Source organism: Mangrovicella endophytica (assembly GCF_002893625.1).
GTDB classification, from domain to species: domain Bacteria; phylum Pseudomonadota; class Alphaproteobacteria; order Rhizobiales; family Rhizobiaceae; genus Mangrovicella; species Mangrovicella endophytica.
The window spans coordinates 707,095-722,242 of sequence record NZ_PKMZ01000001.1; the positions used below are offsets into that span (position 1 = coordinate 707,095).

Genomic DNA, 15,148 nt, shown 5'->3' on the forward strand with positions numbered 1-15,148 from the left:
GCGGCACCCCCAAAGAGGGCGGCATGCGCCGATTACCTTTGAAGGCGCGTTGCGCGATGAGCTTCTGGCAAGCGTTGGACCGCGCGAACTTTGGACGGTCACCCCCGATGCGGGCTCAGGGTCAGGCCCCATCGGATGGCAGCGCCGCGCAGGGCGAACCCGGCAACCGCCCCGGAAGCAGCCGGCCAGGGCGCGGCGATGCCGATGCTGGAGAGGGCGACGAAGAGCCCCGCCGCCAGCACCGCGGCGGTGATGTAGAGCTCGGGCCTGAGGATGATCGAGGGAACCCCGGCGGCAATGTCGCGGAACACACCACCCGCGCAGGCCGTCACGACGCCCATCGTCGCCGCCGGCAGTGGAGAAATCCCGAGATGAAGCGCCTTCGCGGCCCCGAACACCGCATAAGCCGCCAGCCCGCCGGCATCGAGCCATTCCAGGGCTCGTTCTGGCCACCATCGTTTCGGCACCACCCAGGAGGCGAACGCCACGGCCAGGCACAGGATGATAGGCGTGGGGTCGCGCATCCAGAAGACCGGTGCGCCGATGAGAAGGTCGCGCAGGGTTCCGCCGCCGACCGCCGTCACCAAGGCGAAGAAGCAGATGCCGATGAGGTCGAGGCGCATGCGGACTCCCGCCAGTGCCCCGGAGGCCGCAAACACGGTCAGCCCGATGACGTCCAGCCATGGCGAGAGGATGGGTGAGGGGAACGGCAGGACCTGGTCTCGCGGTTCAGGGCGCCGCGGCGCCGTATAGCCTGCTGTAGGGCGTTTTCCCGGCATGGTCCACGACCGCGTTCCGCGGGTCGCAAGGCTGGCGGTCTGATCGCGTCGGTTGGCGGCTCCGGTCCTTTCGTCGAAGCCGATCGCAGGCGCCGGCACCGCTGACGCTAAAGGCAGACGCGCGGACGGATCATGAGCCGCCGGGCATCCAGGTTGTCTTGCTCGTTCAGGCTGAAAGCCGGTGGATCCTCGGCTTCGAGAGCCGGCGAACAGACCTCGACGGATTGCGGTCAGGGCCACGGTGACGTGATCGTTCCTCCCGTTGATCCTCGCTGGAGAGGCAGCCGAAGCTCGCGAGGCGCGACTGCCTTTGCCGAACCTCAAGCCTCGAGGAAGAGATCGTCCTCCGCCGCTAGGCGACGGTTCAGTTCCACCAGGGCTCCCGAACGGATGGCGGCATAGATCAGCGTCTGGTCCCCAGGGACGGCGCAGACGAGATCGCGCGGATCCTCCGCTCGCCTGAAGCGCCCGAGCGCTGGCATCAGGTCGGCGGGCGGATACTTCCAGAGATAGTCGCAGCTCACATCCTGGCTTCGGCCATCGACCGAAAAGGTGATCGACGCCCTTCCTTGCTTGCCCTCCGGCGGCAGCGTCACCACGACATCGTGCGGTTGCACTGCATGGCCAAGCGCGGCGAGCGCGGAGGCTGTGATCTCGGCAAGGAGCGGGGCGTCGTATTCGGTGTGAGCTGGCACGAATGTCAGGCGCCCAATGCGGCGATATTCCTCGTCGTGAAGCGCCGCAAACGAAGCGAGGGCCTCGTGAGCGCCGATGGGCTGGCCGGGATCGGCTCGCTGAGCCGCCCTCCAGAGCGACCGTGCATCGACCTCTCCGGTTTCCAGGCTGCCGACGGCCTCGAGCGCGGCGATGGTGGTCTCGAGGATGCGGAGTTCGTCCGGCGACGGATCGACGGTGGGGGCGTCCTCCTCCGCCTCGTGCTCGATTGTCTGCTCGTGCTCGATTGTCTGATGCAGCTCAGGTGTCGCGGAACCGTCGACTTCCCGCCGCGGCGCCCGAATGTCCGGCTTCACGATGCCGATGCACGCGAGGACCACGAAGGCGACACAGGCGGCGAGGCACGCCCAACCAATGAAGTCGAAGGGTCGGCGGAAGATGACGAGTGCGATTGCGGCCAGAGCGAAGAACGCCATGCCCGCCCAAAGCTCACGGTTCGAGGGCATGGAGGCCTTTATGCGTTGGCAATCCGGTCAAGCCCTGCGCAGGTCGTTCCAGGGCGCCGGCAGCTTCGGCGCGAGATTGGCCGCCGAGACGCCCGGCGTCAACGGCAGGCGCGTCGTCGGCAGCAGCTTGGCCGACCTCGTCCCATTGCCACACCAGCGGCGGGGGCTGACCGATGGTCAAGCGCTGAATTCGCATTTTGGTCGTCATCCGGCTGCACTACTTTCGCCAGTCAAACGAAGGAGACGCCGATGACGCTGCACCTCCTGTCACGCCAGAGTCGGGTCGCACGACGCGTGGCGGCTCTGCTGCTCGTCGCGTCGGGAGCGTTGATCCCGGCAAATGCCGTGGCCGAGACCATGACGATCGGCTCGATGAGCTTCGATGTTCCGCACGCAAGCTCCGGATGGAAGCCCCAAAAGCTCAAGGACGGCCTCATCTTCCAGAAGGAGTTCCCGAAGACGGAGGACAATCGCCGCAAGGGCGCCGCGATGATCCAGGTGATCGGCCCCTTTGCCGGCACCTCCGGCTCCTTCGACAGGGGCTTCGATACGGTGGTGGGCCTCATCAAGGGCATGCCGTCGGAGGACGTCACCACCAGGTCGGAGGGTACGACGGTCAACGGCCACAGGATTCGGCACGAGTACCGCTGCTGCGGCCGCCTGAACGAGCTGTCGGCGGGACAGCGCGTCGTCGGTGTGGCTTCCCAGGGCAAGCAGGCCTTCTTCGCGCTGCTCGACCTCCAGCTTCGCGGCGACGCGCAGGATAGCGCCGAGGCCGACTTCGCCGCGCTCGTTCGCTCGGTGAAGCTGGAGGAGGGTGACCGCGCCTTCGAACTCGTCCCGAAAGGCGGCGATGGTGGCCTCGACGGCGTCTATACCCACCTCGACACCGGTGTGCGGCCCAACGCCTTCGGCGGGATGGACTTCTACTCCGATAGCGAGATCACCGTGTTCGACCCGTCCGGCCTCTATGCGACGGAATTGCCCGCAGACGGCGACATCTCCGGGCATTGCCGGAAGGAGCCGCGGGACTGCGGTATCTACGCGCTCAAGGTCGGCGGGCTGTTCTCCGGCGGGGACAAGATCGAGATGCGGTCGGTGGACGACGACTTCGGAACGCTCGCGGCCGAGACGAGACCCTTCAAGCGGAGCGATGATGGGCTGACGATCGCTGACGCCAGCTACAACCGCGTGCCGCCGTTTCCCGAAGGCACGTCCTTCGAGGGGCAGTGGCGCTACTTCTTCGCGTCTTCCGGCATGACCGCGACCAGCTCTGCTGGGGTGAGTTCGGAGCGGTTCCTGACGCTGAGCCGGGACGGAACGTTTCATCGGACAGGCTCGAGCGGCGCGATGTCGAGCAACGAGACGGGTGGATCGAGCGTCGGCGTTGCCTCCAGCGGGGAACGGCCGGCGGAAAGCGGCCGCTACCGGGTCGAGGGCTACACGCTGGAGCTCGTCGGCGACGACGGGAAGACCGAGCGCCACTCGATCTTCGCACCCGACAAAGGTTCCGACAGCCTGCTTGTGATCGACGGGTCGAACTACCTGAAGCAGGACTGAGGTGGCACTCAGCGCTTGGCCGCGCTGCGCCTCCCCAGCGCCGTCTTGGCGGCGGATGCGTCCCACGGATCGTCGCTGTCCAATCTGCCGACTTCGTCCTCGCGCAGCGGCGTCGCCTCGATCAGGCTCACCGGCCCGAACGGCAGCCCCTCGATCGACCGAGAGTCCATGTGGAGGGCCATCCACGTCATCGGCAGGCAGGCCTCATCGAGCCGGCAGAACAGGATCGCGCCATTGGTCTGAACGTCCCGCAGGACGCGATAGCCATCCGCAACCAGATCGCCCACTCCGATCAGGACGCGTGCCCAGAGAGCGATCGTCCTTTCGTCCGCGGCGAGCGGGTTGCCGACGCCGCCGAGGCGCATGAAGACCTCGCACTCGACCCCGTTCTCCCGCGTCGTCACGCCTGCCCAAGGGGTCGACAAGCCATCGGTTGCCAGCAGCACCTGATCGTTGGTTCGGACCTGCAGGATCCGGCGATGGGGCTGGAACCACTTCGTCTGGCCGTGGATGTTCGCCTCGGCGCGCTCGCTGGCGAAATCCGGGTCGACTGCGCCGACGGTGTTCCAGAAGCTTCGCCGTGCCTCTGCCACGATATCGTAGACGGGATCATCAGGCCCGCGCGGCACGAGTGCAGGCTCGAATGCCGTCGTCACATCGACCTTGCCGCGTTGCCAGGGAAGCTTTGCCTTGGTCCACCGGATCGTCACGGTGTTGAAGGGTGTCGCAGCGCTTGCGGCAAGCCGGTCGACCACCTCCTCGATGATGTCGAGCCTCGACTCGTCCCCGGATGTCATCGCGCCGCTGCGGTCATAGTAGCTGCCGGTGCGGCTGGCGTGGCCCGCTTGCATGGTGGTCGCCGTCCATTCAGCTCGGACGGCGCCGGCGGGTGCCTTGTCCAATACGGCGCCCAGATCGCGTTGGGCATCATCGACCGAATAGCTCGCCACCGCCTTCTCCTTCCTTTGCCGTGCCTGCCCGGCCGCGGTTTCGATGCACTTCACGGTGCAGCGTCGGCTGCGGGTAGTGAGCGGACGGTCCGCTTCTGCGTCAGATTAGATAAGCGTCCCAACAAGAGATGTGTTGAACGACGGCTTCGGGGGACGCGCAAGAGGCGACGGAACGGCAATGAAGGGGCGAAAGGTGACTGTCCGGCTAGAGCTTTGTCGTTCAGAAGCGGCCGCCGGCGTTTGGTATTCCTCGACGAGGCTGCGGCGGGCTTCGCCCGGCAGGCTTCCGGTCGCGCCCGCGGCAAGATCATCGTTCGCGTATAAGACGTTATAGTGAACACCGAATGCTCTGCTGTAAGCTATCCAGTTGAGATGACGGCGGACATCGAACGGAGCGCTGCGCGGTGCGGACATTCGGACGGGCGGCTGCCCACTGCGCTCGCGAGCAGCCGGGTAGCCGCCGAGGCCAGTCGTCAGTCTCTCGCCGTTTGCAGTGTAGGATCGAGACGATCGCGCAGCCAGTCGCCGAGAAGGCTCACCGAGAGCGTCGTCAGGAAGATGGCGATGCCGGCCGGGATCGCCATCCACCATGCGGTCGCGATGTAGTTGCGGCCTTCGCCCAGCATCAGGCCGAGGCTCGTCTGCGGTGGCTGAACGCCAAGGCCAAGGAAGCTCAGCGAGGTCTCCAGCAGGATGATCTCGGGGAAGTTGAGCGTCACCTGTACGACGAGGACGCTCAAGATGTTCGGCAGAACGTGGCGGATGTAGATCCGAACGGGATGGACGCCGAGGGTCCGGATGGCGAAGGCATAGCCTTGCGCGTTAGCCTGCAGCACGAGGCCGCGGGTCAGGCGTGCATAGACCTCCCAGCCGTAGAAGCCGACGACGACCAGGAACAGCTCAAAGCTGTTGCCGAAGAAGGCGAGGATCGCCAGCGCGATGATCAGGAACGGCATCGAGGCCTGAAAATCGACCAGCAGCATGATGGCCTCTTCCACCCAGCCACGGAAATGCGCGGCCAGAAACCCGAGCAGCGTGCCAATCACCGAGCCTATCAACGTGCCGCAGAATGCAATGAGAATGCTGGCCCGCACGGCGTAGATCAGCCGCGACAGGACGTCCCGGCCAAGCCCGTCCGTGCCCAACAGGAAGGCCGGGTCGCCTCCGAGGAGGGCGGGCGGCTTGAGGCGCTGGAGAAGGCTCTGCTCGGCATAGCCGTAGGGTGCGATCAGGTCGGCGCCGAGCGCGAGAAGCAGGACGAGGACGAGCCAGGCGACGCACAGGCCGATCACCAGAGGCAAGCGCCGCCGGCGAGGCCGGGCAGGCATGTCGGTTCCCACTGTGACTGGACAGGTGATCACGCTCATGCGGAGACCTCCCTTCGAGCGGAGCCGATACGCGGATCGAGCCAGCCATAGAGGATGTCGACCAGGAAGTTCACGGCGACCATGGTGAAAGCGATCAGCAGAACGACCGTCTGCACGACTGCGAGATCCCGGAACGCGACCGCATTGACCAGGAGTTGACCGACGCCCGGCCAGGCGAAGACCGACTCGACCACCACGGCGCCGCCAATAAGAGCGCCGATGCGAAGGCCGATCACGGTGACGATCGGGATCCCCGCGTTCGGCAGGGCATGGCTCATGAGTCTGCGGCGGAAGGGCACGCCCTTGGCGCGGGCGGTGCGCATGAAGGGCTGGTGCAGCACTTCCAGAAGCGAGGAGCGGGTGAAGCGGGCCACCGTCGCGGCGTAACTGGTGCCGAGCGTCACGGCGGGCATGATCAGGTGCTTGACGCTTCCGGTCCCGGAACTCGGCAGGACCCGCCAGGTCATGGCAAAGAGCAGGATTAGCAGGATTCCGAGGAAGAAGTTGGGCATGGAGTGACCGAGGATGGTGAAGGCCATCGTCACATGATCCGTGCCCGACCCACGCTTGAGGGCGGCGAGAGTGCCTGCACCAAGGCCGAGGGCAAGTGTAAGGAGGAGCGCCGTCAGGCCGAGTTCGAGCGTCAGCGGTACGCGCTCCAGCACTACGTCCAGAGCCGGTCGGTCGTCGCGGAACGAGAAGCCGAGATTGCCGCTGAGGATCCCTGAGACATAGCGCAGGTACTGTTCCGGGAGCGGGCGGTCGAGGCCCCACATCTCGCGGTACTGCGTGATCACGGCAGCCGGCACGTCGTCCGGCAGCATCTGCGCGACCGGGTCGCCGGACATCCTGAGAACGACGAAAACGAAGGTGACGGCCAGGAAGAGCGTCAGGATGGCGCGAAACAGCTTCGTCAGGACGAATTGTGGGCTCATGTCGGAAGCACTCCTCCGCTCGACCAGCCGAAGTCGGTGATCGCGCGCCCTTCGACGATCCATTGCTCGACGCCCTGCCGATGGCCGCCGATCGCCGCCGTCAGGGTGCGGCGCTCCACGCGCGGCGTGGCGGCCTCTCCGTCAGACAGCGCCTCGCGCAAGGTCCGGCCGCTGGTGCCCTCGGTCGGAAGACCGAGGACCGTCAGGATCGTCGGTGCGATGTCCGGGAGCCAGCATGGCGTCTCGGACCGCTTGCCGCGGCAGAATGCCGGCCCTGACGCGGCGAGGACGGTGGAGAGTTCGCCTCGTGTCAGGCCGCCATGCATGCCGCCGCCGGCTGCGATGCCGCCAACGAACAGGCAGGACTCCGTCGAACCGGGTCCGGGCTCGCCACCGGCGCGAAGCGTGAAGGAGACCGGCGCCGAACGAGCATGGCCGCCGCCCAGGGCAGCGGCCGGGATCGCGCCGGCGACGCTCTCCTCCGGAGCGTCAGGCAGATTGACGAAGACGAGCCCGCACCAGGGCTCCTTCGTCAGCCGTTCCACGGCAGCGGCGACGGTTTCGCGCGTCGGGTCCGGCAGATGGACGCCGGAGAAGTAGCCCGGCGCAAGATGATCGGCGAAGTCCGGCAGCGCTGTCTTCAGATCGATCTGGCGGCTGCCGGTGATCTGGCCATGGTCGGACATGACGATGATGTTGTCCGGCCCGTCGCCTGCCTCGGACCAGTCGAGAATGCGGCCGAAGGCGTCGTCGCAGCCGCGCTGGGCGGCGATCGTCTCCGGCGCATCGATGCCGAAGCCATGCGAGGTGATGTCCGGGTCCGACATCCAGAGGATCGCAAGATCCGGACGATGCCGCGGATAGACGAGGTCGGTCAGGACCCGAGCGGCGTAGTCGATCTGCGCCGTATTCGGCCTGGCAGCGGCCGGCACCGGACCCAGCCGCTCGGCGGCTTCAGCCATCAGAGCCGGAGAGCCGACGCCCTCGTGAACCGAGAAGACGGGCTGCTCGTGCCGGGCCGCACCATAGCTCATCATGAAGGTCGCACCGGGCGTCGCAGTGCTGACGATGGCAAACCGCCGGCCTGCGCGGCCAAGCCGCTGTCCAAGGCTCTCGCGATCGATGAGGAGGCCTTGAGCATCGGCGCGCAGCAGGTTCTCGCGCTTGGCCGTGTTGAAGAGGCCGTCCGGCAGCACGTCCCGGTTGAAGAACTGGTTGGCGACCAGCCCGTGCTCACCCGGCCAGCAGCCGGTGACGGTGCTCGTCGTGGCAACGCGGGTTTCGCTCGGGAAGACGCTCCGGCTGTTGATCATGTCGACGCCTCCGGCCATGAAGCGCGAAAGGTTCGGCATGCGGTCGGGCGTGACGCGGTCGCGTCTCAGCCCATCGAAGCAGACCAGAAGGATCGAACCCGTCCTCATGCGGCGCTGTCCGACGGCACGTTCGACAGCGTGTCCCGCGCGGCGACCGGATCGTTGACCAGAAAGCCACTGACGCCGTGTGCGGCCATGCGGCGCAAAGACAACGGGTCGAAGTCTCCGACACGACGGTCGGTACCGTGATGCCCGACGGTCGCCCAGACCGGCCGTTGCCGCCGACGGAGAGTGCCGAGCCGCTCGGCCGTTGCGTCGACCTCCCATAGCCTCAGGATGTCGCCGCCGGCGGCAAAGAAGGGTTCTGCGTCGTCGGCATCCCGGAGAAGCCCGAGGATGCGGGCATCCGTGCGCGTCCGCACATGCCGGACCGACGCGATGTCGTGCAGGCCATAGGTGACATCGGCACGGCCAGATGCCTGTGCGGCAGTAACGAGGAGGTCGAGCACCTGCGGCCGCTCGTCCTTGACGTCGAAGAGGATCGCCTGCGTTTCGGGCAGGACGCTGAACAGGAGCGACAGGGGCGGGGCCGCGGCGGCACCGTCGACGACGATGGCGGCGAGCTCCTGCGCGTCCATGGCTGCGATCGCCTCCGGCCGCTCCGCCAGGCGCATGAGATCGCCGTCGTGGCAGCACACGAGCGTGCCGTCTCGGGTCATGCGGATGTCGACCTCGACGAGATCGGCGCCGGCTTCAGTCGCTGCCAGCCAGGCGGCGGGCGAGTTTTCGCGGCATCGAGCCGAAAAGCCACGATGCGCGATGATCGACGGCGGGGTGTTCTGAACCAAGACTACTCTTTCCTAGGCTGCCTGACGGGCCGCATCGCGGGCCCGTCTTGCGGCGGGCGTCGCCGCCGGAAGGGCCGCGATGAGCGAACGCGTGTAGGGATCCTGCGGCCGTGCGAAGACCTCGCTTGCGGGCCCCGTCTCGACGATCCGACCGCGCTGCATCACGGCGATGCGGTGGCTGACATGCCGCACGACACCGAGATCGTGCGAGATGAACAGGTAGGCGACACCGAGTTCAGCCTGCAGATCCTTGAGAAGGTTCAGGATCTGAGCCTGGACCGAAACGTCGAGCGCGCTGACCGCTTCATCGCAGACGATCACTTCCGGAGACAGGACGAGCGCCCGCGCGATCACCGCGCGCTGCAACTGACCGCCCGAGAGCTGATGCGGAAAACGCGTGCCGAGTCCGGTCAGGCCGACGCGGGAGAGGATCGCTTCGGTGCGATCGACACCGCGCTCGAGCGCCTCTATGCCGTGGGCTGCCAGTACACCGCGAATCTGCGCAGCGATCGTCAGACGCGGATCGAGCGCCTGCGAGGGGTTCTGGAAGACGACTTGTACCCGCCTGCGCTGGCGCCGCCACGCGGCCGTATCGATCGGCGCGTAGCGCTGCCCTTGGAAAGTGACCATGCCACTGCTCGGCGCTTCGATTCCTGCCGCGATGCGCCCGAGGGTCGACTTGCCGCTGCCGCTTTCGCCGACGATCCCGAGGACTTCCCCCGCCGCCAGCGTCAGATCGACGCCGTCGACGGCGCGGATCGCAGCCCCGCGACCGAGCCACTGGCGCTTGCCGCCGTAGTGGCGGGTCACGTCGCGAAGCTCCAGCACCGCCGCGGTCACTGAGCCCGTCCAGGGAAATGGCACGCGACCCGCTGCGAACTCCCAATAGGCCGCAGGTCCGGCGTGATCGCGCACCGTTGCGAGGCCCTTGGGCACCGCGTGCGGAAGGCGCAGCCCAGAGGCCGGGCCGATGGCCTCGGTACCGTTCCACCGATAGCCGCGAGCCGCCCGTCCGTCGCCGAAAGGGCATGCAAGCGGCAGTCCATGAGCCCTTGCGTGTAAGGATGCGACGGATGATCGAAGATGTCGTCGACGGATCCGGTCTCGACGATCCGGCCCGAATACATGACCGCGACGCGGTCGGCGATTTCCGCGACCACGGAAAGGTCGTGCGTGACGAAGATCATCGCCGTGCCGGTTTCCTCCTGCAGGCGCCGCATCAGCGTCAGGATCTGCGCTTGCGTCGTCACGTCTAGCGCCGTTGTCGCTTCATCGGACACGATCAGCCGCGGCCGGCAGGCGAGCGCCATGGCGATCATCACCCGCTGGCACATGCCGCCGGACAACTGGTGTGGAAAGGCGCCGGCGCGGGCTTCCGGATCCGCGATGCCGACCTTGTCGACGAGTTCGACCGCGCGGCGTGCGGCCACCTTGGACGACAGACCCTCATGGATGACGAGCGCCTCGGCGACCTGCCAGCCGACACGCTGGACCGGGTTCAGCGAAGCCACCGGGTCCTGGAAGATCATCGTCATGTCGCGGCCGCGCATCTGGCGCAGGTCCCGCTCGTCCAGTTCGCCGAGGTCCCTTCCTAGAAAGCGGATGCGTCCGGCCTTGCGGCGGACCGGTTCCGCCAGCAGTCCCATCGCGGCGAGGCAGGTCAGGCTCTTGCCGCAGCCGCTTTCGCCGACGAGGCAGAGCGTCTCGCCGGGGGCGACGGTGAGCGAGGCGTCGATCACGAGATCGACCGCGTCGGAGCCGACGGTCAGGCCTTCGAGCGAAAGCACCGGAGGCATCGCATCGGCGGCCCTGTCGGCGCCAAAGGGCAGAACGGTTGAGGCGCCGGCAGAGCCGGCGCCACTCGTTGGGACGAAGGACGGCATCACGAGCCGTGCGCCTCGTCCTTCAGGTTATCGGGGCGCAGATCCATGTAGTAGAAGGTATAGGGCTGCCACTTCAGGGACTTGCGTGCGCCATAGGTTTCCAGGGGCTGATAGAGGATCGTGCCGGGAGCGTCGTCCTCCCACAGATCCATCAGCTCGACGGCCAGCTTGTAGCGTGCGCCGTGATCCAGCGTCGTTTCCAGCTTCTGGCCAACCTCGTTGAACGCCGTCGGCGCCCAGCTCTCCCACGTCTTCTGAGCGGAGCCGTAAGGGCCCCAAGTGTTCCAGAGACCGCCGACCGGATCAGGATAGCGGGTCGAATTCGACCAGTTGCGGACCATCAGCTGGTCGTTGGGCAGCGAGTCGAGATCCTCGACCACGTTGAGGGTGGCGTTGATGCCGACCGCCTTCCACATCTCCAGGATCGCCTGCGCCGCGGGGAGGGCATTCAGGTAGTAGTTCGGCTCGGTCGAATAGATGATCGGCTCACCCTTGTAGCCGGCCTCCTGCAGGAGCTGCTTGGCCTTCTCCGGGTCATAACCGAGGGCGGGGCGGTCCGCCTGATACATGTCGCCGTATTCGGGGTACTGATGGCCGTTCGGCACGACCGCCTTGCCCTCCCAGAGTGCGTCAACCAGAAGCTTGCGGTCGATGGCGAGGTTCATCGCCTGGCGGATCCGCTTGTCCTGCAGCACGGGGTTGTGGGTGTTGTAGACAAGGACATGCGCGTTCGCGAGCACGACGCTGCGGGTCTCGACATCGTCATAGGCGTCGATCTGGGCGATCTGGTCCGGCGCGACATTGGTGATGATGTCGAACTCGCCGCTGACGAGACCGGCGATGCGGGCAGCCGGCTCCGGGACCTTCCGGAAGGTGACGGTCGCCGCCGTGGGCTTGCCGCCCCAGTAGCCGTCGAAAGCCTTCAGCTTGACGTACTGGTCGGCCCGGTAATCGTCGAGCATGTAGGGTCCGGTGCCCACCGGGAACTGAGCGAAGCCCTTGTCCTTGGCCTTCGCCTGCCAATCGTCCTTGTCGACGATCCATGACGCCCAGGAGGCGAGGCGCTGCTCAAGCAGCGGATCCGGCGCCTTGGTGATGAAGCGGACGGTAAAGTCGTCCACCTTCTCGACGCGGTCGAGCACGCCGAAATAGGCGCGGCCCTGCGGCAGCGGCGAGTCCTTGCCGATCAGACGTTCCGGCGAGAAGGTGAAGATCACGTCATCGGCGTTGAAGGCGGCGCCGTTCTGGAATGTCACGCCCTGACGCAGCTGCAGTTCGAGCGTCGTGTCGTCAACCCGCTTCCAGCTTGTCGCGAGCGAGGGGACGAGTTCTGAACCGCTGCCGCCTTCTGCCGACAGGAAGTTCCGGCGGATCAGCGTGTCGAAGACGGAGTAGGTGATGCGCGTACCGACGTTCGAGAGCTCCTTGGCGGGTTCGAGCGTCGGCGGGTTGTCGGCGACGGCCACAATGAGGTCAGGCCTGTCGGCTGCGCCTGCGGGCGCTGCGGCAAGGCTGCCAAGGACTGCGGCCCCTGCGACGATGATGGTTTTCGTGGTCCAGTCGAACATGTCGGCTCCGCACCCATATTGAGATGAGGAGGGGCCTAACGCGCCAGCAAGACGCCCCGGTTACAGCTCTGCGACATCTCCATGACCATCGATTCACAATGGCCGACGGCGACTCCACCCTTTACGAGTCCGCCACGAGTAACCTCTACGTCGCCGAAAATCGGGGAGTGATCTGGCCGGCATTCTCCCAGACCGCGAGGACAAAGATCCCGCTCAATAAGTCCCTGAGCTCATCGGCTGGCAGCAGCGGCGGTTGGAAATGGGGCCTGGCTGGGCCGAGACGAAGCCGACATCGGTCAGTATCGACCGACGGGCCGACATTAACTGCACGGGGGCCCCAACGACTCCTTCGCGCCTGTCGGGCGCAGTGGAAGTTTCAATCATGGGCCGCCGAAAGGACAGACCTGGTGCCGACGCTGCCCGCGGAGCAAGTGGGTCGCCAAGGCTCCGGCGCCTGGCTACGGCGTGCTCTCAAAGCCGCGGATCGATGATGGCGATCCCGTCGGGAGCGCGTTCTCCCATCGCGACGAGGGCCGGGACGGCATCCGAGAGCGTGAGCGTCTCGCCGACGAGACGGTCCGGACGCAGCGCGCCCGCGAGGATCATCTCCAGCATCGCGTCGTACCGCCAAGCCTGCATGCCGTGGCTGCCATAGATTTCGAGCTCGTGCGCAATGACCTGAGCCATCGGGATTTCGGCCCGCGCGTGATCGGCAAGCATCAGCCCGACCTGCACGTGGCGGCCGCGCCGCCGCAGGTTGGAAACCGAGTTGAAGCAGGTCTCGGGGTGGCCGAGAGCGTCGATCGACAGGTGCGCGCCGCCGCCGGTGATCTCGCGCACCGCCTCCACCACGGAGACGGCCTCGCGCGCGTTGACGGTGGCGCAGGCGCCCATGGCACGGGCCAGCGCAAGCTTCGGCTCGGCCACGTCCACGGCGATTACGCGCGCACCCTGAGCGGCGGCAATCATGACCGCCGACAGGCCGACCCCGCCCGCTCCGTGCACTGCCACCCATTCGCCGCCTCGCACCCGGCCTTGGTCGACCACCGCCCGGAAGGAGGTCGCGAAGCGGCAGCCCAGACTGGCCGCGGTCGCGAAGTCCATGCTCTCGGGCAGTCGGATGAGGTTGTGGTCGGCCCTGTTGATGGCGACGAACTCGGCGAATGATCCCCAGTGGGTGAAGCCGGGCTGGAACTGCGCCTCGCAGACCTGCTGGTGGCCTGCATGGCATTCGCGGCATTGTCCGCAGGCGGCGATGAAAGGCACCGTCACCCGCTCTCCTACCCGGAAGCGCCGCACCTCGGATCCGACAGCGGCCACGACGCCCGCGAATTCATGTCCGGGGACATGAGGCAGTTGGATGTCCGTGTCATGTCCCATCCAGCCGTGCCAGTCGCTGCGGCACAGCCCCGTTGCCATGACCTCGATCACGACGCCGTCCTGGGATGGCGCAGGATCCGGAACGTCGCGGATCCCGGGTGTCTGGCCGAAGGCCTCGAAGAGCATGGCTTTCATCTGCGTCGTCCGGGTTTCGTGTCCGCAGGGGTCGCCGCCCGAGCGGTGAGCGCGACCAATTGCTGTTTCGAGCAGGCGAGCCGTAAGGAAGCCGGATCTTGACCGAGAGGTTCGCGGTCGGTCCTCCGCCGATCCCGCTCGAGCCGATCGCTCGAACTACTCGAACTTCGGCGTCAGGAACAGGATTAGCTAGAGCACGATGTCCATGGGCTACGGCGTTCTCGTCTCGACAAGGCCGATGAGGAGCGCCTATGCCCGCTCCAGCCGCTGGGCCGAAGGAGTTTCGCCGCCTTCTTCGTGAGCAGCCGCCAACAAGCTGGTTGGGGACCGGCACCGGACATCCGTTCGAGTCGTACGGCGGCTGCAGCGAGTTATCTCGCCATCTTCCTGGGTGGTCTGAAGGCGCGTTGAGGAGGGGTTCGTCCCGACCTTTTGTCCACAGGCGTCCGGAGCGTCTCAGAGACTGGAAGTCGCCATCTTTCCTTCGAGGGAGACTGCGACGACAGGCTACTTTTTCGGCGCGGACGCCGACCGTCTTCGAGAGGAAAGAGCCGACGTCCAAGCCCGGTTCGACGACGGCTTCTGAGCGTCCGCCGCAGTTCAGACAGCAGTATCGCATGCCATAGGCATCTGGGCTCTCCTTAGAGATTCACGAAATGTTCCCCTCAGAGTTTCCGACCGCCCCGTGAGAGGCGGTCGGAGGGTTTGGCTGTCGTCTGATAGCCTCAGTTAGTTGAGGCACCGAGACGGCGGCATTGAGTGCGAACTACAAGCGCCCGAGTGCATTCTTCGGGGCCGTGACAACAAGTCTTTGTCGGAGTCACCAAAGTTGTGAAACTCCCGCCTCGCAAGCCGCCGACATCGCTGGCCTTTTCCGGCACCTCAGAGATTTGAAACCAAAGTCGTGCGAAGCCCGAAACCAAAGTTGTGAGCGCCATGTTGCGCACTGAAGGAAAACTTTCCTCGTGAAGCGGTTCATACTTAAGGTGCGGGGTTGCCTGATGGCATCCCGTAGCTGCAAAACGCTGAACAAGTAAGGGGAGAACCGCTGAGGACGGTTCGTGATGATGCGTCCGCTCAGAGGCGGGTGACCTCGGCTGGCGACTACCCCTGTAGCTGACCGATCGTCGCCGTCGTGTCGCTGAAGAGGGGGCTGGCGCAGCGGCCGGCGGCTGGCTCCGGATCGGCTACATGCCGTCGGCCCGAAGGGTCGCTCGGGGTGCTGGACCCAGAAACTAGAAGGGCCTCC

At 66.2% G+C, this 15,148-nt stretch carries 12 protein-coding genes; 1 reads left to right on the top strand and 11 read right to left on the bottom strand.

The features are described from left to right. Positions 1-98: 98 nt before the first annotated feature. On the bottom strand, positions 99-713 hold the full coding sequence (locus C0R46_RS03300; RefSeq protein ID WP_280953006.1) for a trimeric intracellular cation channel family protein: 615 nt from the start codon (positions 711-713) through the stop codon (positions 99-101). 386 nt (positions 714-1,099) lie between these two features. Continuing rightward, a complete protein-coding gene (locus C0R46_RS03305) occupies positions 1,100-1,960 on the bottom strand; it encodes a hypothetical protein (protein WP_102958136.1) in 861 nt (286 codons plus the stop codon). 249 nt (positions 1,961-2,209) lie between these two features. Between C0R46_RS03305 and C0R46_RS03310 the strand changes: the two genes are divergently transcribed. Further along, positions 2,210-3,520 (top strand): hypothetical protein, encoded by a 1,311-nt coding sequence (locus tag C0R46_RS03310; protein ID WP_245413392.1) that lies wholly within the window; start codon positions 2,210-2,212, stop codon positions 3,518-3,520. Positions 3,521-3,528: 8 nt separating this feature from the next. On the opposite strand, the gene C0R46_RS03315 is transcribed toward C0R46_RS03310, so the two are convergent. The 9 genes from C0R46_RS03315 to C0R46_RS03355 form a co-directional block, all read right to left on the bottom strand. Beyond that, a complete protein-coding gene (locus C0R46_RS03315) occupies positions 3,529-4,470 on the bottom strand; it encodes a hypothetical protein (RefSeq protein WP_102958137.1) in 942 nt (313 codons plus the stop codon). Between the two features lie 473 nt (positions 4,471-4,943). Further along, positions 4,944-5,798: an ABC transporter permease gene (locus C0R46_RS03320; RefSeq protein WP_102958138.1), complete on the bottom strand. Its 855-nt coding sequence runs from the start codon at positions 5,796-5,798 to the stop codon at positions 4,944-4,946. 35 nt (positions 5,799-5,833) lie between these two features. Beyond that, positions 5,834-6,772, bottom strand: coding sequence for an ABC transporter permease (locus C0R46_RS03325; RefSeq protein ID WP_102958139.1), 939 nt, complete (start codon positions 6,770-6,772; stop codon positions 5,834-5,836). Continuing rightward, a complete protein-coding gene (locus tag C0R46_RS03330) occupies positions 6,769-8,193 on the bottom strand; it encodes an alkaline phosphatase family protein (protein WP_102958140.1) in 1,425 nt (474 codons plus the stop codon). Before C0R46_RS03330 ends, C0R46_RS03325 begins: the two co-directional genes overlap by 4 nt. Then, complete coding sequence (locus C0R46_RS03335; RefSeq protein ID WP_102958141.1) at positions 8,190-8,933, bottom strand: glycerophosphodiester phosphodiesterase; 744 nt, start codon at positions 8,931-8,933, stop codon at positions 8,190-8,192. Before C0R46_RS03335 ends, C0R46_RS03330 begins: the two co-directional genes overlap by 4 nt. A gap of 12 nt (positions 8,934-8,945) precedes the next feature. Continuing rightward, positions 8,946-9,773: an ATP-binding cassette domain-containing protein gene (locus tag C0R46_RS03340; protein ID WP_102958142.1), complete on the bottom strand. Its 828-nt coding sequence runs from the start codon at positions 9,771-9,773 to the stop codon at positions 8,946-8,948. Beyond that, positions 9,770-10,729, bottom strand: a complete 960-nt coding sequence (locus tag C0R46_RS03345; protein ID WP_102958589.1) for an ABC transporter ATP-binding protein — start codon at positions 10,727-10,729, stop codon at positions 9,770-9,772. The genes C0R46_RS03340 and C0R46_RS03345 overlap by 4 nt, the downstream gene beginning before the upstream one ends. An 86-nt stretch (positions 10,730-10,815) precedes the next feature. Next, positions 10,816-12,384, bottom strand: coding sequence for an ABC transporter substrate-binding protein (locus C0R46_RS03350; RefSeq protein WP_102958143.1), 1,569 nt, complete (start codon positions 12,382-12,384; stop codon positions 10,816-10,818). Between the two features lie 471 nt (positions 12,385-12,855). Next, complete coding sequence (locus tag C0R46_RS03355; protein WP_102958144.1) at positions 12,856-13,899, bottom strand: zinc-dependent alcohol dehydrogenase family protein; 1,044 nt, start codon at positions 13,897-13,899, stop codon at positions 12,856-12,858. Between the last annotated feature and the right edge of the window lie 1,249 nt (positions 13,900-15,148).

Coding starts and splice junctions, on each gene's coding strand:
- C0R46_RS03305 (WP_102958136.1), bottom strand. CDS start 1,960: ATGCCCTCGAACCGTGAGCTTTGGGCGGGCATGGCGTTCTTCGCTCTG.
- C0R46_RS03310 (WP_245413392.1), top strand. CDS start 2,210: ATGACGCTGCACCTCCTGTCACGCCAGAGTCGGGTCGCACGACGCGTG.
- C0R46_RS03320 (WP_102958138.1), bottom strand. CDS start 5,798: ATGCCTGCCCGGCCTCGCCGGCGGCGCTTGCCTCTGGTGATCGGCCTG.
- C0R46_RS03325 (WP_102958139.1), bottom strand. CDS start 6,772: ATGAGCCCACAATTCGTCCTGACGAAGCTGTTTCGCGCCATCCTGACG.
- C0R46_RS03330 (WP_102958140.1), bottom strand. CDS start 8,193: ATGAGGACGGGTTCGATCCTTCTGGTCTGCTTCGATGGGCTGAGACGC.
- C0R46_RS03345 (WP_102958589.1), bottom strand. CDS start 10,729: ATGCCTCCGGTGCTTTCGCTCGAAGGCCTGACCGTCGGCTCCGACGCG.
- C0R46_RS03350 (WP_102958143.1), bottom strand. CDS start 12,384: ATGTTCGACTGGACCACGAAAACCATCATCGTCGCAGGGGCCGCAGTC.
- C0R46_RS03355 (WP_102958144.1), bottom strand. CDS start 13,899: ATGAAAGCCATGCTCTTCGAGGCCTTCGGCCAGACACCCGGGATCCGC.